Genomic DNA, 25,236 nt, shown 5'->3' with positions numbered 1-25,236 from the left:
TCTTTGGCCGCCCGGATGATCGCATCGGCATTTAAATAGCTTTGATTGACAGGCGGTTTGCCGATGCAATATGCTTCATCCGCCTCGCGGACAAAAAGGGCCCCCGCATCCGCCTCGGAATACACCGCTACGGACTTAATACCGAGCTTTTTACACGTACGGATTACCCGCCGCGCAATCTCTCCCCTGTTGGCAATCAGAATTTTTTTGAACAAATGGCAACGCTCCTTTCCATTCGAATGCAAACTTGTGCGACGCAAGTCTTCCAATCTTCTCTTCTATCCTAGCAGCCAAGCTTTCTGGCAATAACAAGCCGCTGGATTTCGGATGTGCCTTCGCCGATTTCCATCAGTTTGATGTCGCGAAGATGACGCTCCACGTCGTACTCGCGCATATAACCGGACCCGCCGTGGATCTGGATCGCCTGGTTGCAGACGCGGAATCCCATCTCCGACGCAAACAGTTTTGCATAAGCGGCTTCTTTGCTGAACGGTTTTCCTTGATCTTTCAGCCATGCCGCTTTGTACACGGCATTTCGGGCAAGATCGATTTCCATCGCCATATCGGCAAGTTTGAACTGGATCGCCTGGAATTTTGAAATCGCTTGGCCGAACTGCATCCGTTCTTTCGCATATCGAAGTGCTTTTTCGAATGCAGCTTGGGCAATCCCGACCGATAATGCGGCAATGGAGATGCGCCCACCGTCCAGCGTATACAAAAACTGGCTAAATCCTTTGTTTTCGTCGCCAAGCAGGTTTTCACGCGGGACACGGACGTTTTCGAGCACGATCTGGCACGTGTTGGATCCGCGGACGCCCATTTTTTCATACGGGCTTGTAATCGCCACGCCCGGTGCATCGGCCGGCACGATGATGGCGGAAATGATGTTACGACCGTTTTCCCTTTTGCCGGTTACAGCTGTCACGATCACCTGGCGGGCGTATTCGGCGTTTGTAATCCAGCATTTCTCGCCGCTTATCACCCATTCATCGCCGTCAAGCACCGCTTTTGTCCTTGTTCCGCCGGCATCGGATCCGGCGTTTGGTTCCGTAAGCCCGAATGCGCCGAGCGCTTCGCCTTTTGCCATCGGAACGAGCCACTTCTGCTTCTGTTCTTCGGTGCCGAAATAGTAGATCGGGCTTGCGCCGAGGCTTGTATTTGCGGCATAGCTGAGCCCTGTTCCCCCGCATGCCTTGCCGATTTCTTCGACCGCGATGCAATAAGAGATGGTATCCCCGCCTGCTCCGCCGTATTTTTCCGGAAAAGGGATGCCTAAAAGGCCGAGATTGCCGAGCTTTTGAAACGTCTCCATCCGCATTTTCCCGGTTTCGTCTACTTCTCTTGCATACGGTTCGATCTCCTTCTCAGCAAAGTCCCGAACCATCTCCTGCAGCATAATCTGTTCTTTAGACAATTCGAAATCCATAGGCTTCCTCCTTTTGCGGCGCAGGATAATCCGGTGCGCCGGTTTTTTTGCATTCTTGCTGACTTTTCAGGTGCAGCCGCCGGGATTGCGAAAAAATCAACCGCCGCATACTCCTTTTTCCAGTTCGCTTCCGATTCCCTGTAAAACGCTGCAAGGGACCGGCGGGCAAACAGTAACGCCCTTCTTTTTACTGGCGGCCCGGCCGGTTTCCTGTCAAAAATGTGGAGGGCAAACCTTCCTTTTTAAGCATTGTTTATCTTTCCGCCCTGCGGCTGGCCACCAGCTGTTCAATGCGCGCAATGGTTGCGGGATCCTCGAGGCCGGTCATATCCCCTGTAGCCGCACCGTTTACGACAATTTCCTTTAACAAGCGGCGCATGATTTTCCCGCTCACTGTTTTGGGCAACGTGTCCGTAAACAAAATCGCTTTCGGCACGGCAATTTTCCCGATTTGATCGACAATCCGGGCCTTGATCGCTTCTTTCAGTTCTTCACTTTCCTCCGTCCCGTCGCTCAAACGCACAAAGCAGACCGGCACCTCGCCCTTGATTTCATCCGGCACGCCAATGACAGCGGTTTCAGATACACCCGGGGTTTCGAGCACCGCACTTTCCATTTCCATCGTGCTCAGCCTGTGCCCTGCAACATTGAACGCATCATCCGAACGGCCGGTGACCCATACGTAGCCGTCCTCATCAATCATCGCCAGGTCGCTTGCATAGTAGCAGCCGTCCACCTGGCTGAAATACGAGCCGAGATAACGTTCCGGCTCTTTCCAAAGCGTGCGGCACAGCATCGGAAACGGCTTTTGAATGACAAGGTTTCCGAGCGTCCCCCGCGGCACCGGATTTCCTTCCTGATCGACGACATCGATTACAGCGCCTAAAAACGGCCTGCCCGCAGAACCCGGTTTCATCGGGGTCAGCCAGGCGGCACCGGCAAGCGGCGATCCGGCTGTTTCCGTCTGCCCCCATGTGTTATTCACGCAAATCTTTTTTCTCCCGAGCACTTCATATGTCCACTGCCATGTTTCCGCATCAAACGGCTCGCCGACAAGGGAGACGACATCCAGGCACGACAAATCATATTTTTCAAGCGGATGCTCCCCCATGCTTTTCAACATCCTCAGTGCGGTCGGAGCTGTAAACAATTTGTTCACCCGGTACTTTTCAATGATCCGGTAAAACCGGTCTTTTTCCGGATAATCAATCGCCCCTTCGTAAAAGACGGTTGTGACACCGTTTGAAAGCGCGCCGGCAATGCCCCAAATATGCATCGTAAGCCAGCCGATATCCGCCGAGCACCAGAGCACATCGTCATCGCGATGGTCCATATGGTACTTGGCGTAAATGTAATTTTGCACAACAAACGCCATGCCGGAATGGACTACACCTTTTGGTTTCCCGGTCGTGCCGCTTGTGTAGAACACAATGCCGTACTCATTTGCTTCCAGCCGCTCCGGCTCACAATGGATGCTTGCCTTCCTTGTTTCTTCATGCCACCAATAGTCGCGTCCCGCCTGCATATTAACATCCGTCCTGAGCCGGTCCACCACGACGACCGCTTTGACAGACGGAATGTCCGGCACAACCCGGTCGACTTTTTCCTTGAGAAAAATCTTTTTCCCTCTCCGTTCGGTTGCATCGGCCGTCACGATGACTTTCGGTTCAAAATTCACAAGCCGGTCTTTCAGCGATTTTTCCGAGTATCCGGAAAAAATGGTATTGTAAATCGCGCCAATCCGGAAGCACGCAAGCACGGCGATTGCCGCTTCCGCTAAGTTTGGCAGGAAAATCGCCACGCAGTCGCCTTTTTTTACGCCGAACCCGCGCAGCACATTGCTGAACCGGTTTACTTCTGCAAGCAGCATATGATAAGTGAAAAACTTCGAATCGCCGTTTTCCCCTTCCCATATGAGCGCCGTCCGATTGCCGGCGCCGTTTTCGACATGGCGGTCAAGCAGGTTCACACACGGGTTGCTCACCCCGCCTTCAAAAAAGCGGAACCCGGGGAGGCTGCCTGCCATTGTTTCCTTCCACGGTTCATACCAGGTGAGCTTATTGGCAACGCGCCCCCAAAATACTGCCGGATCCGTTTGCGACAGGCGCAGCAGTTCCTCGAATGCTTCACTTGAACCGATTTCGGTTGAACGGATTTTATCATCACTTGGATAAACGAGTTTGCTTTTGGCAATGCCGCTTTGTTCCATGGACATGCTCCTTTCCGGTGATCGGTCGGAAAAATGAATTTAATTTTTTTAAAAATCTTTTTTATATCTTTATCCCGCGCCAAACTGTTCGCGGAGTTTGAATTTCTGCACTTTTCCGGAAGGCGTGCGCGGAATTTCTTTCACGAAAATGACCTTGCGCGGTTTTTTATAGCTTGCAAGATGGCGTTTGCAAAATTCGGCCACTTCTTTTTCTGTCAGCCGCGCGCCATCTTTTTTTACAATAATGGCGCAAACCGCTTCAATGTACTTCGGATCAGGGATGCCGATCACAGAGACTTCTTTCACCGCTTCGTGGCGGTAAAGCACATCTTCTATTTCGGCAGGATAAATGTTTTCCCCGCCGCTCCGGATCATATCTTTCTTCCTGCCGGCAACGGTCAAAAACCCTTCCGGATCAAAAAAGCCGAGATCCCCTGTTTTGCACCAGCCATCCGCAAACGTCTCCATTGTCGCTTCCGGTTTTTTCCAATATCCTTCTGAAACAGCAGGGCTCTTAATGAGAATTTCCCCTACTTCTCCTGCAGGAAGCGGGTTCCCGGCATCATCTGCAATTTGAATCGCAGTCAAAGGCATCGGTTTTCCGACTGTACTGCCTTTTCTTGCGGCATCCTGCGGGTCGAGTGAAGCGGCAATCGGCTGCCCTTCTGTCAAACCGTACACCTGGACGACGCCAATGTGCGGAAAATGCGCCCGGATGCTCTCCAAAGCCCACGGCATGAGCGGATCTCCGCCGGTGTAAATCGTCTTCAGCGCTTCCAGCCGGTACTTCGCCAAATCCGGCAAATGCAGCATTTCATAGATCATAAATGGGAATAAAAAACAGCATGTTACCCTTTCCTTTTCCATGACGGACAGGACTCTCCGGATCTCGAAGTTTTTGCTTTTTGTAATGATGACGGTTCCGCCCCGCATGAGAACCGGCAAAGCAATGTCTTCCATTGCGCCGACATGGTAGAGCGGCCCTGTTGTCATGGCCGTTTCCCGGGCTGAAAACCCCCATTTCAAAGCTTGAATGGCTGAAAACCAGAATGCCGTATTATGCGTCCAAATTGCACCTTTTGGCCTTCCCGTCGTCCCGGACGTATACATCAGCATCACCGGGTCATTTAAGTGGATGGACGGCACCAAGGGGTCTTCCTGCTCCCCTTCCCCGAGCACGGAAAACGGCTGCGCCCATCCCGGAACGGCTGATGCTCCATCCTGAAGGCAGATCAATTGTTCAACCGGCACCTCGTGCTGAATCGGCTCAATCCGCCCGGTCATACCTGCGTGAAAACATAATATTTTTGTGCCGGAGTCGTTTAAGCAATAGACCAGTTCGGGGCTTGACAAGCGGAAATTCAAGCGGACTGCAATTGCCCCGATTTTCGCCGCCGCAAAATAAAGGCCGAAATACTCAAGGCAGTTGTAGAGCAAAATACCGACCCGGTCCCCTTTCCGGACGCCAAGCCGGGCAAGCCTGTTTGCATAAGCATTGGAAATCGCGTGCAATTCCTTGAAAGTCCATGCTCTTCCGGTTTCTTCCTGCACCGCAGTTTTTCCGGAAACAGCTGGATCCGGATCTTCTGCAATGTTCTTGATCATCCAGCCTACGTGCAACCATCTTCCCCCTTTCCAACACGTTGATGCCCTGTAAAAAGCAAGAACCATGCCAGCTTGAAAAGAAGCGGAAAACAACATGTACGTGTTGGAAAAGGCGGCCGGGTTTCCCGATTTCCGAAACGTTCCTTTACCAATTTATGATGCAAACAGCGGCTTTATGGCAGAAAAACAGATTCGGAATTTCAGAAGGCCAATCCGGATTTCCGGATCTATATCAGCTGGACGAAACATGACTAAAAAAATATTGTCTGGCGCAAAAAATAGTGCTCATGCAAGTGGATGTTTGGGCTTGATGTCAAAACTTACATAGAAGCAATATCTATCCTGATCGTTTGACGTGAAAAACTGCGTTCATTTTACCTCAATACGAAGCTTTTTCATTTTGTCGTAAAGCGTGGAGTGGCCAATCCCGAGGGCTTTAGCCGCCTGTTTTTTATCAAAACAGGCAGCCCGCAGCGCTTCCTCAATGATCTGTTTCTCTGCTGCCTCCATCCTTTCTTTCAAACTGTATTCTTTTTTTCTGTTTGCATGTTCGCGGATTCCGTCAGGCAGGTCCTCTAACCCGATCCTGTCCGAAGAGGCCATGTAGACCGCTGCATGAACGGCATTTTCCAGTTCGCGGATGTTTCCCGGCCAATTGTACCTTTCGAGTGCAGAAAGAGCCTCAGGGCTGAAGCCGGTGACCCTTTTGCCGAGGCCGGATGATGCTTTTTTTAAGAAATGCCGGGCCAAGAGCGGGATATCTTCCGCCCTGGTGCGGAGCGGGGGAATATCCAGCTGGACGGCATTGATGCGGTAGTACAAATCTTTTCTGAAACGGTTTTGCCCGACCAGTTCTTTAAGCGGCTGGTTTGTCGCCGCGATGATACGGACATCGATCGGTTTTGGATGGATCGCGCCGACCGGTTCGATTTCTTTTTCCTGCAGAACGCGCAATAGTTTTACCTGCATCATCACCGGCATGTCGCCAATCTCATCGAGAAAAACCGTCCCTCCTTCCGCAGCCTGGAACTTGCCGGGCTTGCCGCCTTTTTTTGCGCCGGTGAACGATCCTTCTTCATACCCGAACAGCTCGGATTCCATGAGGTGTTCGGGAATCGCGCCGCAGTTGATTTTGATAAACGGCCCGCCGCTCCGGTCGCTGCAGCTGTGAATGCTATGGGCAACCAGTTCCTTTCCGGTTCCGCTCTCCCCGGTAATCAAAACGGTGATATCCCCGCGCGCCACCTTTTTGATTTTTTCTTTCAATAGCGCCATTTGCCCTGAGCCGCCGATCAGATCGCCCAGCATATATTTCACGCCGGCTGCACGGGGCTGCTTCTCAAGTAAAAACCGGCTTTGCGACAGCATATGCCGGATATGGGTGTTCAGCTTTTTCCAATCATACAGATCCCTGAAAATGATAATCCCTACAGCCCCAAGAATCTTTCCATCTTCAATAATTGGAATCCGGTTTGCAATGACATATTCGCCTCTTAAAAACTGCAGCTGGGCAAGTTCGGCTTTTCCCGTTTTCACCACAAGATGCATTCTCGTATTTTCAATTGCATGGGTCACGTGTTCGCCAATCACTTCGTTTCGTTCCACTTTCAAAAAATCGCAAAAATTGCGGCTCATGTAACGGATGTATCCTTCTTGGTCCACGATCAATGTGCCAGAATATGTTTTTTCAAACACGATGTCCAACAACCTGGTGTTGAGAAATTTTTCACTGATCATGCCATTCCCCTTTTCCATGCTGAAGTTACGGACTTGATTTTTGAAAGCGTTTACATATTTCATTGTACCTTTCCTGGCGTTTTCAATCAACCGTCTTTGCATGGACGGCAGGGGAGGTCGTTCCACATGCAGAGCTTTGCATTTCATTTTGTCTTTTTGGCAGTACTTCTAATATGTAGGCATTTTACGCGGAGTCCCTCTTTTTTGATGGATTTTAAAGTACAGCACGTATGAAATAAATCTGTTTAATAGTTTCTAAGAGACCATTCGTTGTGCCGAAATTTGCGCACAAAAGCTCCGCCATTTTCTTTCATGGTTGAGAAGATGAAAGACAAATGAACAACTTCCTTGCAGTGAATTCTCCTTCATCACGGTCATGAAGGACAAATGAACAGCTCCCTTGCAATGAAATGTCCTTCATCACGGTTATGAAAGACAAATCATAAGCGAACCGCCGCTTTCAAATACTTTTTGCTACCCAGGAGACAAACCTTTAAATGTCCTTCGAGTACCCCACTCGAACGGCATATGATTTCCCAAATGAATGTATGGCGTGGCCCTGCCGGCAATGTATAGTGACTTTTGGCATGCCATCAAAAAACAGTTCGCATGTGCGGGCGCCTCTTATATACTTCCCAATTAAAAAAGCCGCCCCGCCGTTTGGCAGAGCAGGCTCCTGATCATTTTTTCTCCTCGAAAACTTTCCGGATCCGTTCAATTGCCCATTCCAGCTCTTCTTCCGTTATGACAAGCGGCGGGGCAAAGCGGATGACATTTTCATGCGTTTCTTTGCAAAGCAGCCCTTCCTCTTTCAATGCTTCGCAATAGGAGCGCGCCGGTTCCGTGAGCTCCACGCCGATGAAAAGGCCGCGGCCGCGGATTTCCTTAATCGACGGGTGCTTGATTTCACGCAGTTTCTCCAGGAGCACCTGTCCAAGCCGGAGCGAGCGTTCCACCAGTTTTTCTTCTTCAATCACCTCAAGGCTTGCGATCGATACCGCGCATGCAAGCGGATTGCCGCCGAACGTTGAGCCGTGCGACCCCGGGTTGAATACACCCAGTATTTCTTTATTTGCAGCTACACAGGAAATCGGCATGACACCGCCGCCAAGCGCTTTCCCAAGAATGAACACATCCGGGGTAACACCCTCCCAGTCAACCGCAAACAACTTGCCGGTCCGGCCTAACCCGGTTTGCACCTCGTCTGCCATGAAAAGCACCCGGGACGCGCGGCAAATATCCGCTGCTTCTTTTAAAAACCCGGCCGGCGGAATGTTGATGCCAGCTTCCCCCTGGATCGGCTCAACAAGGAACGCTGCCGTATTCGGAGTGATGGCTTCCCGCAGCGCTTCCGCATCCCCGTACGAAATGAGCTTGATGCCCTCAATCATCGGCCCGAAGCCGCGTTTATATTCTTCTTCCGATGAGAGCGACACCGCAAGCAACGTACGGCCATGGAAATTTCCGGTACAGGCAATGATTTCCGCTTTATTGTCCGGCACGCCTTTCACATCATATGCCCAGCGCCGTGCAGCTTTGACCGCCGTTTCCACCGCTTCCGCCCCGGTGTTCATCGGCAGCACCATATCCTTTTTCGTCAGTTGGCACACTTTTTCGTACCATTCGCCAAGTTTGTCGTTATAAAACGCGCGTGATGTGAGCGTCACACGGTCCGCCTGGTCTTTTAATGCCTGAATGATCTTCGGGTGGCGGTGCCCCTGGTTCAGTGCCGAATAAGCGCTCAGCATATCCATATAGCGGCGGCCGTCCGGATCCTTCACCCACACCCCTTCCGCTTCCGAAATGACAACCGGAAGCGGCGCATAATTATGCGCACCGAACTGTTCCGTTTTTTCAATTACTTGCTTCGCTTGCTCTTTTACTTGTGCCATTTTGTTTCTCCCTTCTTTTCAATGTCCCTATCCATTCATATGCAAAAAGAATGCCATCATGAAAAAAAGGCCTTCGTGCGGTTTTTTCAGTGAAAATGCAAAAAATTTTTGCATAAAGCCGCAAAATATTTTAAAATTTTTATCATCGAAGGGGGTGGACGCAACATGGAAGAAACAAAAGATGTACTCCTCGCGTTGTACGAAACAATGATGAATCTCGTCGATGCCGGCATTCATGCAGTGGATGAAGAAGGGCGCACGATGATTTACAATCAAAAAATGCGGGATATTGAGGGGATGGACAGCCGTGAAGTACTGTATAAAAAGTTGGAAGATGTTTTCCGCTTTCGCAGCAGTGAAGAAAGCACCTTGTTAAAGGCGCTCAAAACCGGAGAAGAAAGCCATCTTGTCAAACAGACGTACTTTAATAATAAAGGCCGCGAAATTACTTCCGTCAACCATACGTATCCGTTTTATTATAAAGGAAAATTGGCGGGCGCTGTTGAAATTGCGGAGGACATTACGAAAATTGAGCGCCTCATCCGCCGAAACCACGAGCCCCATACCGGATATACATTTCACCATATTATCGGGAAAAGCAAGGCGATTTCCGAAGTCATTGAATTTTCAAGGCGCGCCGCCCGCACTTCCTCCTATGTGCTGATTATCGGTGAAACCGGGACGGGAAAAGAGTTGTTCGCGCAAAGCATCCATTATGAAAGCGAAAGAAGCCGGGGACCGTTCATCGCGCAAAACTGCGCTGCGCTTCCCGACAATCTCATTGAAAGTATCTTATTTGGCACGAAGAAAGGGGCATTTACAGGTGCTGTTGACCGCGCAGGGCTGTTCGAACAGGCGGACGGCGGCACGCTTCTGCTCGACGAAATCAATGCGTTGAACATTCATTTGCAGGCAAAGCTTTTGCGCGTGCTGCAAGAGAAAAAAGTGAAACGGATCGGGGGCACGCAGGAAAAGCCAGTGGATGTGCGCGTGATCGCCACCATGAACGAAACGCCTTACGAAGCGATTGCAAATCACCGGCTGCGCAAAGATTTGTATTACCGGCTTGGTGTCGTGACGCTGTTTATCCCGCCGTTACGGGACCGGCTGGAAGATTTGCCCCTTCTCACCGGCCATTTTATTCAAAAATACAATCCCCTTTTTCAAATGAATGTCAGGGGGATCACACCGGAAGTGCTCACTTTCTTCCGGTCGTACCGCTGGCCTGGCAATATACGCGAGCTGGAGCATATGATTGAGGCAGCGATGAATGTCATGCTCGATGAAGACATGATTGAACTCCGCCATCTGCCCATGCAGTACCGGCAGTCCGGCCACTTCAATTCGCCGGCGGAAAAATCACCGCTTTTAAAAGACCGGCTGTTTGAATACGAGAAGCATTGTATTTTAGAAGCGCTTGAGGCAAACGGGTCGAATATATCAAAAGCAGCAGAACAGCTCGGGTTAAGCCGGCAAAGTCTCCAGTACCGGATGAAACGGCTCGGGATTTGACGCATGTCACTACAACTATGCTTGCCGGCTTTTTGGCCGGCTTTGAGATCACCTCTAGCCAGAGAGTAAGAAAACAAAAAGGCAGGGGATTCAACGAATTTCCACTGCCAATTACAGGGCATCCGCAAGTGCTTGAAGGCTATCAAAATACTGAAAATCAAATCAGCACTACCATCCAACTGCTGGACGAGAAAATCAAAAAATTAGCTTCCACCAATGCAGACATTAAAAAAAGCTATTCTGGCCGAACGCTTGAAAATACAGAAAAAGGGGCAATGAGCATGGAAGTAAAAATTCACTTTGATGCAGTTGAAATATCGCTTGCAAACATCCGTTCCAAGTCACAGAGCCTTGAAATTTCTAAATTGGAAGAGGCCGGTGCGCAATATCATTTGTCTGCATTAAATCATATTGCAGAAGTAGATCAACGCCTGGAACAAATTCTTGCATCCTACCAATCTGTCACGCTGAAAAACGAAGCCGCGGCCAAAAAAGCTGTGCAGGAGATAAAGGCATACGATGAACAGCTCGGAGAAAGCTTCGAAGGCCGCCCAATGAGCAGGTGAAATGATGAAAATTCTTGATGTGCAGTTCTTTGAACAGGTCATAGCGGACACGCAAAAAACTTGCAGTCAAAATTCGACCAAATTGCAGGCATCCAGAAGGTCATCGATGCGTTTGTAAATATGGAAGATGATTTCAAAGGCAAAGCCGGCAACGCGATACGCGGTTATTTCCGCGATTTCCACCAGCCGTTTCTTTTGTACCTACAGACATTTTTAGCGGATTACAACGAGGCATTGGACCAAATCCGGAAAGACTTGTCCGCATTCGAACCTGACCCAAACGGCTATATCGATGAAACTTTTCTTACCGGCAGCCTCTCCCCCGCCCTGAAAAAGCTGGAAAACACGATTGGCGCAATTTTGGAAGATGCCAATGCGGCCATCCGAAAAGTTTCAGATTTGGTCGACATAAAAACCATTGATATCGACGAAAAACTGCATCCAATCGTGAAAGCACGGAAGAGGGTAAACAAAACCGTTGAAGACCTGTACGACTTTGACAATAAAGCCGTGAATACGCTTGAAAAACTTGAACATAACCTGGACGCAATGAATAAATTTGTCCAGCAGATGGACACCATGTTCAACAGCGTGGACATCACCACCTACAGCCCGAACAAGTTTACCGTTACCAAAGCGTACCGCAGCCTTGAGGGCGAACTGATCGAAAAAGCCGGTGTAAAGCCTGCCCGCATAGTAAAGGGACAGGATTTTAACGGCCATTTGTCCGTCAAGTTCCATTTTTACGAAGACGGCACGGTTATCATGGCATTCCGGAAGCCTGGGTCCAGCCAGGTTTTTTATGAACGGGTGGACAGCATCCCGAAAGCCGCTATCCCGAAAGAAAAGCCGGATGACCCGCTCCTGCTTGAAATTTGGAATGGTTTTTACAAAGGGGCCAGCGAAGTAGTTGGAGATCTCATTGAAACGGTTGCAGGCTTGCCAAAGCTCGCTTATACGATCGGTTACAAGGGGGCAGAATTTGCAGATCACCTTCTCTCCTCCCCCTCGCCAAAAACATATTTATACAGCACCGTCCACAAAGGCATCGATATGGCAAAATACATGCGCCAAGCAGTTGAACTGGCTTTCGAACGTGACTTCTTTCACGGCAACGCCGAAACCCGGACAGAATTTCTCACCCACGGCATCGGCACAATCGGCCTGTCTCTCTTGGGCGACAAAGGAATTAGCAAAATCGGTCCAGCTGTAAAAGGAGGAAGACTCGCGGAAAAAGCCGGGAAACTGCGGGTGAATACCGCCGGAATGCCAGCACTTCAGGCAGCCGGAGCCGGCCCCGAAAAAATTCCTTATAATGTTTGGGATGAGCTAGGGGCAAGATTACAGAAAACAACTAGGGAAAATTGGAATGATAGTAAAAGACAAGATAAATTTGTGAACGTTAATAACAAAAAAATAATAAGTTCAGCAACTGTACCCAAAAAGGGCGGAGAGACTGTTGCAGGCCATGCTTTACAAAAACATTCTGGAAGAAGGCCGGATATATGGGGAGAGATAAAAGGCGGACCTAATCAAATTAATCAAACTGCTTTAAAACATCTTCAAGAAATACTAGAAGGACCTGGGGAATTTATGGAAGTTAAAAATCCAAGAGGAATTAAGTTTTTAGAGAAAAAACTGCCTGATGGTCGTGGAGTGCGCTTAAATCTGGATGGAACATTTAAAGGGTTTATTGATCAGTAAACTAAAAAAGGGGAAGCAAAAGTGGAAAATTTAGAAATTATTTTATTTGGTTTTAATAAAAGTAAAATTGATAAATTTATTTACAATGATCTTAAATTAGATAGACTGAAACCAGTGTCTTCGCATTTTTTTGACAATATTTCTAAGAAGGATTTGGATTTTTGTGAGTTAAAGAGCATAGAACAAACATTAGTCCCTAAAGGCACTGGGAATATTGTATTAGCGGAATTGGAGTTAGGTATCTTATTAAAAAATGTGGTTATTTTGCTTTCTTTTGATGAAAAATATGGTGATATTGTTTTAAACTTTCCCGAAAATGAATTGTTAATCGGTGACAAAACTGATATGAAGTTAAGATTAAAAAAACTAGTAAATTATCTTGTTTCCCTTCAACAAACTTACGATATTCCCAAAATTTTTATTGGGTATGAGCCTGCGACTGATGAGGACTCTGTGTTAATAGAAATGAATAGGGACAAGGCTAATTATGATCAAGAAATCGAAGAAGTGCTGGCTAAAACTGGCCATTGAAATACTTCATGATGGAGAAATCAAAATAGATCTGCGTAAGGGCTTGCTGAACGAATCAAATACACGTACCAGAAAAATGACTCCAAACATATCTGTTGATTCGGAGAGATTCTCAAAAAAAGCAGGGGTTGCTCACTAGCCCCTGCCTTTCTAACTCGTTAATTGGTTTGCTCTTGCAGCACTTCTTTTAATAATTCAATTGCACTTTCTTCGTCCGGGTCATTCGTTCCAAGCTCGCCGCGGAAGGCTTTTGAAAGAATAGAATCTTTTAGCTGGCTAATACTTTTATCCAGTTCTGTTAAGATTCTCATCTTATCCTCCTTACCTAATAATCCTGAAATAATTTTAACGAGTTCATCTTGCTCTTCTTTAGGCATTAGAGGAAAAGGTAAACTTCTAACCTGAGGGAAGTTAAGTGCTTGCCTTGTTGCCCCAATTTGCCACTCACGAATGATTTTTTGAATATATGGGGAGTTCAGCCAATACTGTGGTAGGTCCTTGTTTATATTATCCACAAATCTTAATGCACAAACATGTTGATTGATATTACAAGGTATTAAATTAATGCTAAGCTTTGCTGCACGACCAATAGACGCCCCAGTAATATTTAATAATGTTTCTTCTCCACACATTTGTGTGCGTTTCATTTTAGAATAAATTTCTTCTGATATATATACAATATTTTCTATGTCCATCTTATTTCTAAGCACATTTTGACTTCTTATAAAAGGAATACCTTCTGTTTGATAAATATCACTGCCACCTTTAGGGGTACTACCACTCCCAACAAAAGTAGTTATTTCACCTATGGTTGTCCATTTCCATTCTTTGGGAATGATATAGCGTTCCTCGTTTAGTTCATTGTTAGTGATAGTGGTACTTAGATTAGCTTCTCTCCACTTCCTCGTCAACTCCCCACGAAATGCCTTATCCAAAATAGCCGCCCGGCGAAGTTCAAACGTTTCCTTCGCTTCCTCAATCAACCGCTTTGCTTCGTCGATTTTACTTAAAAGCCGCTCTACTTTGTCAACAATCCGTTTTTGCTCTTTTAATGATGCCAGAGGGAATGGAGCATTTAAAATATCTTCTCTGGATATTCCGGGAATGATACCCTTTGAATTCTCCTTTAATTGTTTTACATAAGTGTTAATGTAATAGTACAGATATCTATTACAGACAATACCAGTGCATCTTAGTGCCATTATTTGTCTGCTAAGATGCACTTTTTCTATCTCTTGAATTACAGTTTTACCTACCGTGCCTTTGACTGAAATTAGAACATCTCCTTTTAATCCAACAACAGTAGGAGTTTCAATCCACCTCTCAACGTTCAACTTTCCATCGATAATATTACTTGCCCCCATAATATAAGGAATACCTTTACCATCATTATTACAAAGCTTTGAACTTACATCTCTCCCGGATATAAGAGAAATGACACTTCCCAATTTTACCCATTTATAATTTTTACGCACTTCATACGGCTGCTCTTCTTCCGGCACCAATGCTTCTTCCAATAACTCCTCCATGGTCTTTTGCTTCTTCCTCACTTCACAGCCACCTCATCCGCTTCCACAGCGCGCAGTTCGTCTACCACTTCGCCCAGTAAGTCCATCGCCTGCTGCAGTTTTGCGATCGCTTCTTCTGCCGATTCAACCGGGTCTGGCAAGTTTTCGTAGGAGGACAATGACGCATCCGCGATCAGGCCGATGTCGAGGCTGTCACCTTTTTTCGCAATTTCTTCCCGTGTGAATACATTCCAGCGCTCGTCTTCCACTTTCGACCGGTCTTCGGCTTCGTAGGCTTTCATGAAGTTTTCGAAATGCGCCATCGTCAACTGGTTGCGTTTGCCGAATGACGGCATGTTCGTGCGGAGGTCATACACCCACACTTCTTTTGTGTTGTCCCGGTCGGTTTTTCCTCTCGTAAAGAACAGGACATTTGTTTTGACGCCTGGTGCATAGAAAATGCCGGTCGGCAGCCTTAAAATCGTGTGCAGATTGCATTTATTCATTAAGTCGCGGCGGATTTGCGCACCAACGCCGCTTTCAAACAGCACATTATCCGGCAAAACGACTGCTGCGCGCGCTTTGCCATCATCTTTTAAGGCATTGTAGATCAGCTGCAGGAAATTCAATTGCTTGTTCGATGTGTCAAACGTCAAGTCATCACGCGATACCCGTTCGCCGCCTTTTTTTGTGCCAAAAGGCGGATTTGTTAAAATGACATCCAGATTTTTCATCCATTTCCCGTTGTTGGATAAAGAGTCGCCATGCTCAATGCGTCCTTCCATGCTGTGGAGCAAGGCATTCATTAATGCAAGACGGTGCGTGTCTTTTACCAGCTCCATCCCGGAGAAAGCTTCCTTCCTCTGGAATTCCGCCATTTGCGGATCCAGATCAAAATAGTCATCCGTTTTCTGTCTTACATAACGGTCCGCTGCAATCATAAAGCCAAAAGTGCCGGCTGCCGGATCCGCGCAGCGCTCGCCGATTTTCGGGTCGACCAGCTGCACCATGACATCAATCAGGACGCGCGGTGTAAAATATTGCCCTGCTCCCGATTTCTTTTCATTCGCATTTTTTTCCAGCAGTCCTTCATACAGATTACCGAGCCCTTCTTCTTTTGCGCTGTACCAGTCGAGGGCATCAATCGATTTAATGATTTTTTCAAGGTTTTTCGGCTCTGAAATGCTGGTCGCTGCATCGCTGTAGATATCGCGCAGCATTTCATTGCCGCTTGTGCCCAAATGCAGCAGCAAATGCTGATAAAATGTTTTTAACTCCGTTCCTTCCTTGGCCACAAGGTCATCCCAGCGATAGCCTTCCGGAATGGCAGACTCCTTTTCTTGTTCTTTCATCATTTTTAAAAACAGCAGATACGTTAATTCCGTCACATATTGCTGATATGTAATCCCGTCATCCCGCAAAACATTACATAAGTTCCAAAGCTTTTGTACGATTTCCTGGTTGTTCATTTTTCTCCTCCTGTTTTTACTGCACATGTTACTTGCAATGAAACAAACCCTTCTATATTCCAAAGAAAAGAACCCAGTCACTTTTTGGGAGCTTGCATTCAAAGGAGCTGGGTTCTGCCTGTATATGATATAGGCTGCCTTTACTTTCGTTCATTTTTGGTTTGAAAAATTTGCACGGATTGGTTTTGCAGCATTTGTACTGTTTTTGTTTTTCCCGAATTTGACTCAGGCATTTTCGCTCTTCTGATGGCACACTTGGTTCCAACAAAACAAAACCTATTTGATAAAAGCTACTTTTTCCTGCCTTGTTTCAAATTCAATTTCTATTGGGGGTTTATTGAACACTACAATCACCTCCGTAGCATATAAATAATTGCATGTAATTAATTATATATGCACAAACCTCAAAAAGTCCATGTTTCTATCAAGTTTTTCCCGACAAGCTTTAAATATCGGGTCTTCCAAAATAATTACACCCAGTTCATCCAACTGCCAAAATCCAAATGGATGAACTGGGTGTATTTATATCACATACAGATTGTCATTAATCGTATCCACAATCCTATCAATTTCATCACCAAATTCGCGTTTCAAAATCTTATACCCGCCTTGGCTGCGGAACGGTTCTTCCCCAAACGCCTCTTCCGGGTTTGGCGCCAGCACGGGAACTTGCAGCAACTGCTTTTCAATCCGCTCCAGCCATTTTTTCTGCCGTGGCGTCCAGTCATGCAGGGCGTACACCTTTTGCATCGCCCGCCTGATCCGGGTTTCGTGGTCAATAAGCGATTCGCCTAATGCAGCCTGGCGAATGAAACTGATGATATCGGCCGCAATATCTTCATTTTTCGTTTGTTTCCAGGCCGTTTGCAAGTGGGATTGTTTAAACCCTTTTGTCTCCAGTATCGTAATTAATTCACGCAAGTCCTGCCTTGTTAAATCTTTCGGGCGCGTGCAAACGAGGTGGAGTGCGGGAATTTCATTGATATTTTCTTTAATAAATTTTACAAATCCATCCAGGTAATCTTCAGGTCGTTCATTCCCTTCACCATAGCCCCGGATGACTGCTGTTACCCGGTCTGCCTGATTGGAAATATAGCGTTTATCTCCACCTGTCCGGTAATTTTCCATGTACTCAAACAAGAGGCTGTTTTGCTTTGCTTCCTGCGGCGTGTAATATTGAATTTCTTTCGCCCAGTCTTCAATATTTTTGCCATTGGACAGCTCTTCAAATTTCTGTTTTGCTTCTTCACTGAGCCTTTGTTTGCGCCGCTGGATTTTTGCGCCCAACTGATCGCGGTAAAATTTGGCTTCTTCTTCCGTTTGCGCGTTCACAAGCGACTCGTACAGCTCGCCAATGCTGTCATGTTGCTGTTTCACGACTGGCTTCATTTCTGTATAAGGCTGAAGTTTATCGTAAATCCCAACAGCATCATAAATATTAAAATGGCTTTTCCCGATCTCAGGGCAAAGGCGGGTGGCGCGGCCGAGCATTTGATCATACAGAATACGGGATTGAACGCGGCGCAGAAAGACGAGATTCGTAATGGCCGGCACATCTACACCGGTCGTGAGCAGGTCAACCGTCACAACAACATTCGGCAGCCTTTCGTTTTTAAAACGTTTAATGGCATCGAGCGGCTTATAAATATACCCCGTAATTTTCATAATGGCGTCATCTTCTATCTCATCGCCGCGTTCGGCATATGCCTCTTTCAATAAACGGACAACCAGGTCTGCATGCTGGTCGGTAGCAGCAAAAATCAGGGTTTTTTCTTTGCCGGACGGATCAATATAATCCGCCAGTTTATGCAGCACCGCCCTGTTAAAAGATTCGGTGATCACTTTTTTGTTAAACTGTTCCACTTCAAAATGAAGGGTATCTTCCATTTTTTCCAATTGAATTTCGCCGTTTTCTGCATCATACACTTCGACTTCTTCATCTTTCTCAAAAGTGATCCCCGCTTGCGAAAGTTCCGTTTTGAATACATAAGGCGGCTCATGGTCAACCAGATAGCCGTCCAGTACCGCTTCACTGTACGAGTATTTAAAGATCGGCATGCCAAAAATTTGCGTCGTGTGAAGCGCCGGTGTCGCAGTCAGCCCTAAACAGGCTGCATCAAAATAGTCAAGAACGCGCCGGTACTGGCTGACATAATCATTTTGATCCCTGAACAAAAGCGCTTCTTCGGACATTTCCCTGTCGCTTGTATAGCCGCGGTGCGCTTCATCTACAATGATAAAATCGTACTGCCCGACGCTCGGAATCTTTTCTTCATTGCTGTAGAAAAGCCTGCGCACCATTCCCTGCACCGTTGCAATATGCACCTTTGTTGCCACTTCCGGTGAAATGTCCCCGATCGACTTCACATCATAAATATCAGAGAATGAATAACCTTCAATCTTGGTATCTTTCAGGGCATCTTCCGTTTGTTTCCCGAGTGAGTTGCGGTCGACAAGAAAAAGAATGCGTCTGCATTTTTTCGATTTAATGAGCCGGTACATGAGCGCAATCGCGGTACGGGTTTTCCCGGTCCCTGTTGCCATGGCGATGAGCATCCTTCTTTGTCCGGCTTTCAGCGCTTCTTCGGCAGCCAGCACCGCCTTTTCCTGATACGGGCGCAATCCGAATATCGAGATGCTTTCTTCTTCGAGCCGCTGATTGGCATCCTCATCATCCTGGCCCAGTAACATTAGCAAATCATCGGGAGAGTGCCAGCCTTCAAGCGGGCGGGCGTGTTCAAGCGGCTTACGGGAATCCCAAAACCAAATGCCCGATTCCTCTTGAAGCTGCCTGAGAAAAGGCCGGCCATTGGTTGCGTATAGGAAAGGCACCTTATATTCATTTCGCGTTTGCAAAATCTCTTCATTTTCAATTTGGCGCACTTGCCTTGCATACGCTTTTGTCTGGCTTTCCAGCGCGCTTGGAATCGTTCTTTTCTTCGCCTTTGCTTCAATGAGCCCGACCAATTTTAAACCGATAAATAAAGCATAGTCCGCTCTGCCGCTGCCCACTTTCCATTCCGCAATGGCCATATTCCGGTTCTTTTCAGGCACTGTACCATGTGTATAATGATTCAACAACGTTGTATCTGCTTCCCAGCCGGCCGCACGCAACTTCTCATCAATAATGGCACGTGTTTCCGATTCCGTCAGTTCGTGGCGGCGCATAAAAGTTGCGGCTCTCTTTTTCCGTTTCGTTTTCTCTTCCGCATTCTCTTCAGAAGCTTTTGCTCTAATGGATTCTAGCTCGTCTTCAAGCTTTTTCAGCTTCTCTTCGTATTCCTGTTGAAGCTGTTCCGTATCGACTTTCTTCTGCTCTTTCGGCTCTATGTATTCCGGCGCTTGAAAATCCCATTCTCCGTATACTTCCATAAACCAAATGGACAATCGAAAAGCGAGCCTAAGCAGTGCTTTTGCTTCCTCCGTTGTAAATTTCAGCGCTTCGTGCATCGCCTGGTTGCCCTTGCGGCGCAGCGTTTCAAAAATATCCACCAGCTCCGGCTCAATCAAACCTTCTCTGCGCAGCGTATTGATACGATCCACTTGGGATGTCCCGTATGCTTCCTTAATATTTTCGGCTGCCAGTACGAACTTGGTCAACGTCTCGGCAAACAACCTAAGCTTCATAATCGTTGTATGGGGATCCTGATAAATATTTCTCTCAGCCGTCTCGCCCAAATTTGCAAGCACATCCCATTTCCCTTTAAAAAATGAAAAGTTGCTTTTCACTTTCATCACCGTTTTCTTTTTACTTTGCTTTTATTATACAACAAACTATTTATACTTTGGGCGCACAGGGAAACGTTGTCATTGGGTTGAATCAAAATACTGGGTGGCTGAACATATATCCCCTTTATTTTTGCGTAAAAGAGAGTCTGTGATGACGTTTTCAACTGTGCTCAACTTTAAGGTGTACAAAATGCCCCCTGATTTACAAACACAATGGCATTTTTATTAGCATCCCGGCAGAAATCGGGCCGCCGGGGTCTCATGTTCGCCACGTCTGTGTGTGACCCTCTTTTTGACATTATTTTAGCCGCATGCAAATGGATTTTGCATCCTGAAGGGAAATGCACTCGCGGCCCGCAACATAATCATGCCGGCGCCAAATCATGGTTCGCGCATGTGCAAAAAAATTTTGCATGCGCCGCGTTTGCTTCACGAAAAACAGCTCCTCCGCCTTTGGCATGAAAATTGCAAAAAGTCCTGATATGAGAATATATACATTTTTGCAATCGTTCTCATGAAACGAACGAAGGGGGAAAAGAAAAATGGAATTGGAAAAACAGCAGGACATCCATCTTCCAAAGCAGCAGGGCAGAACACTCCGAAAAGGATTGAAGGCACGCCATTTAACTATGATTTCAATCGGAGGCGCCATCGGAACCGGCCTGTTTCTCGGGAGCGGCGCGGCGATCCATTCGGCGGGACCGGGCGGAGCACTTGTGGCATACGCACTGGTTGGCGCAATGGTGTATTTTGTCATGACAAGCCTCGGGGAAATGTCCGCCTACATGCCGACAAGTGGCGCATTCAGCACATACGGGACAAAATTCGTCGATCCCGCTTTCGGATTTGCACTCGGCTGGACATACTGGTTCAACTGGGCGATGACAATTGCCGCCGAACTGACTGCTTCAATTATGATCATGAAATTCTGGTTTCCGCACAGCCCGTCACTATTATGGAGCATGTCTTTTTTTGTACTTATTTTTCTACTTAATTATTTGACTGTCAGAGGTTACGGCGAAGGGGAATACTGGTTTTCTTTCATTAAAGTGGCGGCGATTATTCTTTTCATCGTTGTCGGCTTATTGATGGTTTTTGGCCTTCTTGGTGGGGAAGCAACCGGCGTAAAAAATTTCACAACAGGGAATGCACCGTTTCCGGGCGGGTTTCTCGGCACTTTTCTCGTCTTTATTGCGGCCGGTTTTTCGTTCCAGGGGACGGAAATTGTCGGGGTTGCCGCCGGGGAAAGCGAAAATCCGGCGAAAAATGTGCCGAAAGCGATTAAAAATGTTTTCTGGAGAATTCTATTATTCTATGTGCTTGCCATCCTTGTCATCGGGCTCCTTGTCCCGTATACAAACAGCAGTCTGAAAAGCGAGAATGTTCTCGTCAGCCCGTTCACTCTTGTCTTTAAAAAAGCCGGCCTTTCATTTGCTGCTTCGATGATGAATGCCGTGATCCTGGCCGCCGTTCTGTCAGCCGGCAATTCCAGCCTGTACGCATCCACGCGCATGCTTTACGCAATGGCAAAAGAAGGACAGGCCCCGCGCATTTTTTCAAAGCTTGACAGGCGCGGCGTCCCTGTTCCGGCCATGATTTTAACCGCAGTTGTCGGCATGCTTGCGTTTTTCACTTCCATTTTCGGGGACGGTGTTGTGTATATTTGGCTTATGAATTCGATCGGCATCACCGGCTTTATTTTCTGGCTTGGCATCTGCGTTAGCCATTACCGGTTCCGCAAAGCTTTTCTCGCGCAAGGGCACTCGCTCGCTGAACTTCCTTACAGAGCGAAATGGTATCCGTTCGGTCCGATATTTGCCATTGCCGTTTGCCTGATTGTGACACTCGCCCAGGACTACCAGGCATTCCTCGCCCCGCATATCAACTGGGGAAATGTCATTGCGGCCTATCTCGGCATTCCATTCTTTCTCGTATTGTGGTTCGGATACAAAATCGCAAGAAAAACAAAAATCGTGCCGCTTGATGCACACGATTTCCATGAGATTACAGAACCCAATGAATAAACCGGGCTCTAAAGTCCCAGGCTTAGCAGCTCCGGATGAACATACTTTTATAAAAAAGGGAAAAGCTTGCACTTGAAACGCACCGTATATGAAGAAAGGACGTCATTTTTTCATGCTTCCTTCACATAGACGGTCTCTATGTGAAGGAACAACACTTTTTTTCGCGTTTCCTTAACGTAGACGCCTCCTATGTGAAGGAAGACCTTCAATTTTCCACACTTCCTTAACATAGGGCTTGCTGAATAACCAAAATTCCTAGATTTGGAAAAATTTAATGCAAGGTGCAAGGGTTTTAGAAAAATCCAGAGAAAAGCTTACGCTTGAAAGCTGATTCAATGTATAGAGAAGAAAGAATCGCATTTTCAAAGATGGATTCTTCTATATTTTAAGACAGAGCTTGCTGACAAATTGAGTACAAACTCAGAATCGGATTCGTTCAGCAAGCCCTAATTAGACATTTCACCGATCCGGGCATCCGGACCACAACGTGCGCTTTTATCTGTTCTGCATAAGGGAGCGAACGGTGCACAAGGTATTCAGGGACCGCCCTCCTTTATCTGTTCCGCACCCCGTCCATCACAAACCGGACAACGGATTCAATCTCAGCCTCTTCATCCTGGGATCCGTTCAGCCCGAAAACAAACTTAAAAATAAATGTGCCGCCGATTGAAAAAAAGATATGCCTTGCCATCGCTTCCGCGGGCCGGTCTGCCAGTTCCCCGCGTTCCTGGAAAGCGCGGATCACCTGCACCAACCGGGAACCGATATTTTCCGCAAAATACGGCATCAGTTCATGGCGGATTTCTTCATTATAAAAAAATTCTTTTACGATAATTTGGAAAATCTCCCTGTTCTGTTTTAAAAAAAGAAGCCGGTCTCGGAGCAGGTTTCGCAAAAAGTCCTCAAAACGGAGGTCTTGGTTTGACAGCAGTTTTTGAAAAAGCTCTTCCGCCATCAAAGGAATCGAATCTTTTAAAAACGGGACAATCAGCGAAACGAGCAAATGGTCTTTCGTGCCGAAGTGCCGAAAAATCGTCCCTTCTGCAACGCCGGCCGCTTTTGCGATTTCGCTTGTCGGCGTATTGCCATATCCTTTCTCTGCAAACAGAGAAATTGCTGCCTCCATGATTTTTTGTTTTTTATCCGTCAGCTTTGCGTCCGTCTTCGTTTGTTCCTTCATTGCTTCCAGAAGATTATATTTTGGCAAATTTTCTCCCCCTTTACAGCGCACGGTAACGCCGCAACGCGACAATATTGAGCAGAATAAAAATCACTGCAAAAACAACAAGCGCCGTCAAGTCTTTCCATACATCCCCAAGGCCCATGCCTTCATACATGACCCGCTTTAAGGCATCGGCACCGTAATAAATCGGCATCACTTTTGCAAGCGCCTGCAGCCAGACGGCCATCCCTTTTAACGGAATGATGCCGGAGAAAAAGATCTGCGGCACCACAACAAGTGGAATAAACTGTACCATTTGAAACTCTGAAGCCGCAAAAGACGATAATAAAATCCCGAGAGACAGTGCCACAAGCGCGAGCATCAAATTAACGAGCAAGACATTCCAGAGTGAACCGGCAAGCACCATATCCAGCACGTTCACCGCGTAAAACACGACAATCACGGTCTGGATGACGGCAAAAATGCCGAAACCCGCCAAATAAGCAGCCACAATTTCGCCCCGCTTGACCGGCGTTGCCATCAGGCGGTCGAGCGTGCCAGATGTCCGTTCTTTTAAAAGTCCGATGCCGGAGATTAAAAATACGAAAAAGAAAACGAAGAAACCAACCAAAATTGGGCTCAGCACATCAAAAAATACCGTATGGCTGCTGCCGTATACATATTTTGCCGATACATCCGGTTTAGAAAAGGCCACTTTGACCGGCGCCTGCAACTGTTGTTTCGTTTTTTCCGCCTGTTCTTCCAGCTGCTGCACTTTCCCAAAGGCCGGTGACTGCGCGGGAACCTGTTTCATCAATATATGCTGCGCCTCATTTTGCAAGGCAATGATTTTCTGCACACCTTGGAGCGTCTTTGCCTGTGCTTCGATTTGTTTGGCCAGCTGCTGCCCGGATTCCGCCGCGATTGCCTGCTTTACTTTCATCTGCAGCGATTTGGCAGTAGACGGATCATTGTTTTGCAAAGTGAGGACGTACGCTCCGCCTTTTTTCACAAGCAGCCCGTCAAGATTTCCATCCAGTACGGTTTGCTCCGGATCTTTTACCGTTTCATAGTGTTTGATTTTCATATCCGCTTTATCCAACACTTTTACAAGGCTTGCGTCCACATGGCTGATCCCGAGTTTCGGGCTGGTTGAGCTGCCGTTAAAGAAAAAGTACATGAGCGTCAAAATCAATAGCGGCGCGAGAAACAACAGCGCCAATGTGCGTTTGTCCCTCAGCATTTCCAACATAATTCTTTTGATGAGTGCGGCTGTCCTCATTGCCTGGTCCTCCCCGCTTTCAAAAACACTTCATTCAAGTCGGCTGCTTCATACATTGCTTTCAACTCGCCCGGTGAGCCGTGCGCCAAAATTTTTCCTTCCCGGATCATGGCGACCGTATCGCATTTTTCCGCTTCGTCCATCACATGCGTCGTGACGATCATCGTTTTGCCTTCTTCGTTTTTGAGGCGGAGCAGTTCATCCCAGATACTCGCCCTTAATTCCGGGTCAATGCCGACAGTCGGTTCGTCCAGAATGAGCAATTCCGGATCCTGGATCAGCGCAATCGCAAGCGACAGCCGCCGTTTCATCCCGCCGGAATAGGCAGACACTTTTTTATTAAGGTCATCCTGCAAATGGACAAGGTCCGCCGCGTAGGCAATCCGCTCATGCCGTTCCGCTTTCCCCATTTTATAAAGTGATGCGAAAAATTTCAGGTTTTCCTTCCCGGTCAGCTGCATATACAATGCATCTGACTGCGCCATATAGCCGATATGCTGTAAAACTTCAAGGTCAGGCATTTTTTCTCCCAGCACATGGACCGTGCCGGCATCCGTTTTTTCCATCCCGACCATCATTTTGACCAAAGTGGTTTTCCCTGCCCCCGACGGCCCGATCAAACCGTAAATCCGGCCCTTTTCGATTTCCAAACGGATGTCGTTTAACACAGGCTTTTTCCCGAACTGCTTGCTTATATGTTCCATCACAACCGCAGCTTCCATCCCTGGGCCTCCCTCTTTTTAGAAAAGTGAGTAATGACTCACTTATTATATTGCCATGATGAAAGTTGGCTGTCAATAAAAAAGTGAGTGGTCACTTTCATTTTTCTTTAAAACCTGCAAAAATCCGCCCTATTCTCCATTTTTTTGTTTATTATTGG

General features: G+C 47.2%; 17 protein-coding genes. 5 read left to right on the top strand and 12 right to left on the bottom strand.

Annotation, left to right across the window (positions count from 1 at the left end):
- The 6 genes from P9687_RS01570 to P9687_RS01545 all read right to left on the bottom strand — a co-directional run.
- On the bottom strand, positions 1 to 215 hold a 215-nt coding region (locus P9687_RS01570; protein ID WP_328228853.1), incomplete at its 3' end, for a biotin carboxylase N-terminal domain-containing protein.
- Between the two features lie 68 nt (positions 216 to 283).
- Entirely contained in the window at positions 284 to 1,426 is a 1,143-nt protein-coding gene (locus P9687_RS01565) for an acyl-CoA dehydrogenase family protein (protein ID WP_035188626.1), read from the bottom strand.
- A gap of 253 nt (positions 1,427 to 1,679) precedes the next feature.
- On the bottom strand, positions 1,680 to 3,635 hold the full coding sequence (locus P9687_RS01560) for an acetate--CoA ligase (protein WP_035188623.1): 1,956 nt from the start codon (positions 3,633 to 3,635) through the stop codon (positions 1,680 to 1,682).
- A 69-nt stretch (positions 3,636 to 3,704) separates the two neighbouring features.
- Positions 3,705 to 5,255, bottom strand: coding sequence for a class I adenylate-forming enzyme family protein (locus P9687_RS01555; RefSeq protein WP_211062240.1), 1,551 nt, complete (start codon positions 5,253 to 5,255; stop codon positions 3,705 to 3,707).
- Between the two features lie 354 nt (positions 5,256 to 5,609).
- A complete protein-coding gene (locus P9687_RS01550) occupies positions 5,610 to 6,977 on the bottom strand; it encodes a sigma-54 interaction domain-containing protein (protein ID WP_211062239.1) in 1,368 nt (455 codons plus the stop codon).
- A 680-nt stretch (positions 6,978 to 7,657) separates the two neighbouring features.
- On the bottom strand, positions 7,658 to 8,869 hold the full coding sequence (locus P9687_RS01545) for an ornithine--oxo-acid transaminase (protein WP_211062238.1): 1,212 nt from the start codon (positions 8,867 to 8,869) through the stop codon (positions 7,658 to 7,660).
- 165 nt (positions 8,870 to 9,034) lie between these two features.
- On the opposite strand from P9687_RS01545, the gene P9687_RS01540 reads away from it, so the two are divergent.
- Genes P9687_RS01540 through P9687_RS01525 form a run of 4 tightly spaced genes read left to right on the top strand, consistent with a single transcriptional unit; the run spans position 9,035 to position 13,182 of the window.
- The gene (locus P9687_RS01540; protein ID WP_211062237.1) at positions 9,035 to 10,381 is read left to right on the top strand and encodes a sigma-54 interaction domain-containing protein; all 1,347 of its coding nucleotides are present in this window, start codon (positions 9,035 to 9,037) and stop codon (positions 10,379 to 10,381) included.
- On the top strand, positions 10,378 to 10,947 hold the full coding sequence (locus tag P9687_RS01535; RefSeq protein WP_247664008.1) for a DUF5344 family protein: 570 nt from the start codon (positions 10,378 to 10,380) through the stop codon (positions 10,945 to 10,947). The genes P9687_RS01540 and P9687_RS01535 overlap by 4 nt, the downstream gene beginning before the upstream one ends.
- A gap of 60 nt (positions 10,948 to 11,007) precedes the next feature.
- On the top strand, positions 11,008 to 12,651 hold the full coding sequence (locus P9687_RS01530; protein ID WP_328228185.1) for an LXG domain-containing protein: 1,644 nt from the start codon (positions 11,008 to 11,010) through the stop codon (positions 12,649 to 12,651).
- 21 nt (positions 12,652 to 12,672) lie between these two features.
- On the top strand, positions 12,673 to 13,182 hold the full coding sequence (locus tag P9687_RS01525; RefSeq protein WP_211062235.1) for a hypothetical protein: 510 nt from the start codon (positions 12,673 to 12,675) through the stop codon (positions 13,180 to 13,182).
- Positions 13,183 to 13,340: 158 nt separating this feature from the next.
- Here the strand turns inward: P9687_RS01525 and P9687_RS01520 are convergent, their stop codons facing one another.
- The 3 genes from P9687_RS01520 to hsdR form a co-directional block, all read right to left on the bottom strand.
- Positions 13,341 to 14,711, bottom strand: a complete 1,371-nt coding sequence (locus P9687_RS01520) for a restriction endonuclease subunit S (RefSeq protein WP_328228852.1) — start codon at positions 14,709 to 14,711, stop codon at positions 13,341 to 13,343.
- Positions 14,712 to 14,728: 17 nt separating this feature from the next.
- A complete protein-coding gene (locus P9687_RS01515) occupies positions 14,729 to 16,159 on the bottom strand; it encodes a class I SAM-dependent DNA methyltransferase (protein ID WP_211062233.1) in 1,431 nt (476 codons plus the stop codon).
- 522 nt (positions 16,160 to 16,681) lie between these two features.
- Positions 16,682 to 19,894 carry a type I restriction-modification system endonuclease gene (gene hsdR / locus P9687_RS01510; protein ID WP_035188606.1) on the bottom strand — a complete coding sequence of 1,071 codons (3,213 nt, stop codon included), beginning with the start codon at positions 19,892 to 19,894 and terminating at the stop codon, positions 16,682 to 16,684.
- Positions 19,895 to 20,430: 536 nt separating this feature from the next.
- Between hsdR and P9687_RS01505 the strand changes: the two genes are divergently transcribed.
- Positions 20,431 to 21,912 (top strand): amino acid permease, encoded by a 1,482-nt coding sequence (locus tag P9687_RS01505; protein WP_328228495.1) that lies wholly within the window; start codon positions 20,431 to 20,433, stop codon positions 21,910 to 21,912.
- 553 nt (positions 21,913 to 22,465) lie between these two features.
- On the opposite strand, the gene P9687_RS01500 is transcribed toward P9687_RS01505, so the two are convergent.
- Genes P9687_RS01500 through P9687_RS01490 form a run of 3 tightly spaced genes read right to left on the bottom strand, consistent with a single transcriptional unit; the run spans position 22,466 to position 25,078 of the window.
- Entirely contained in the window at positions 22,466 to 23,119 is a 654-nt protein-coding gene (locus P9687_RS01500; protein WP_276210568.1) for a TetR/AcrR family transcriptional regulator, read from the bottom strand.
- 13 nt (positions 23,120 to 23,132) lie between these two features.
- Complete coding sequence (locus P9687_RS01495) at positions 23,133 to 24,356, bottom strand: ABC transporter permease (RefSeq protein WP_017551825.1); 1,224 nt, start codon at positions 24,354 to 24,356, stop codon at positions 23,133 to 23,135.
- The gene (locus tag P9687_RS01490) at positions 24,353 to 25,078 is read right to left on the bottom strand and encodes an ABC transporter ATP-binding protein (RefSeq protein ID WP_046720896.1); all 726 of its coding nucleotides are present in this window, start codon (positions 25,076 to 25,078) and stop codon (positions 24,353 to 24,355) included. Before P9687_RS01490 ends, P9687_RS01495 begins: the two co-directional genes overlap by 4 nt.
- Positions 25,079 to 25,236 lie beyond the last annotated feature (158 nt).

This window comes from Weizmannia sp. CD-2023 (assembly GCF_036225245.1).
In the GTDB taxonomy this organism is placed as follows: domain Bacteria; phylum Bacillota; class Bacilli; order Bacillales; family Bacillaceae_C; genus Weizmannia; species Weizmannia faecalis.
Note: the sequence above shows the minus strand (reverse complement) of the source record. Positions and strands in the feature narration are given on the sequence as shown.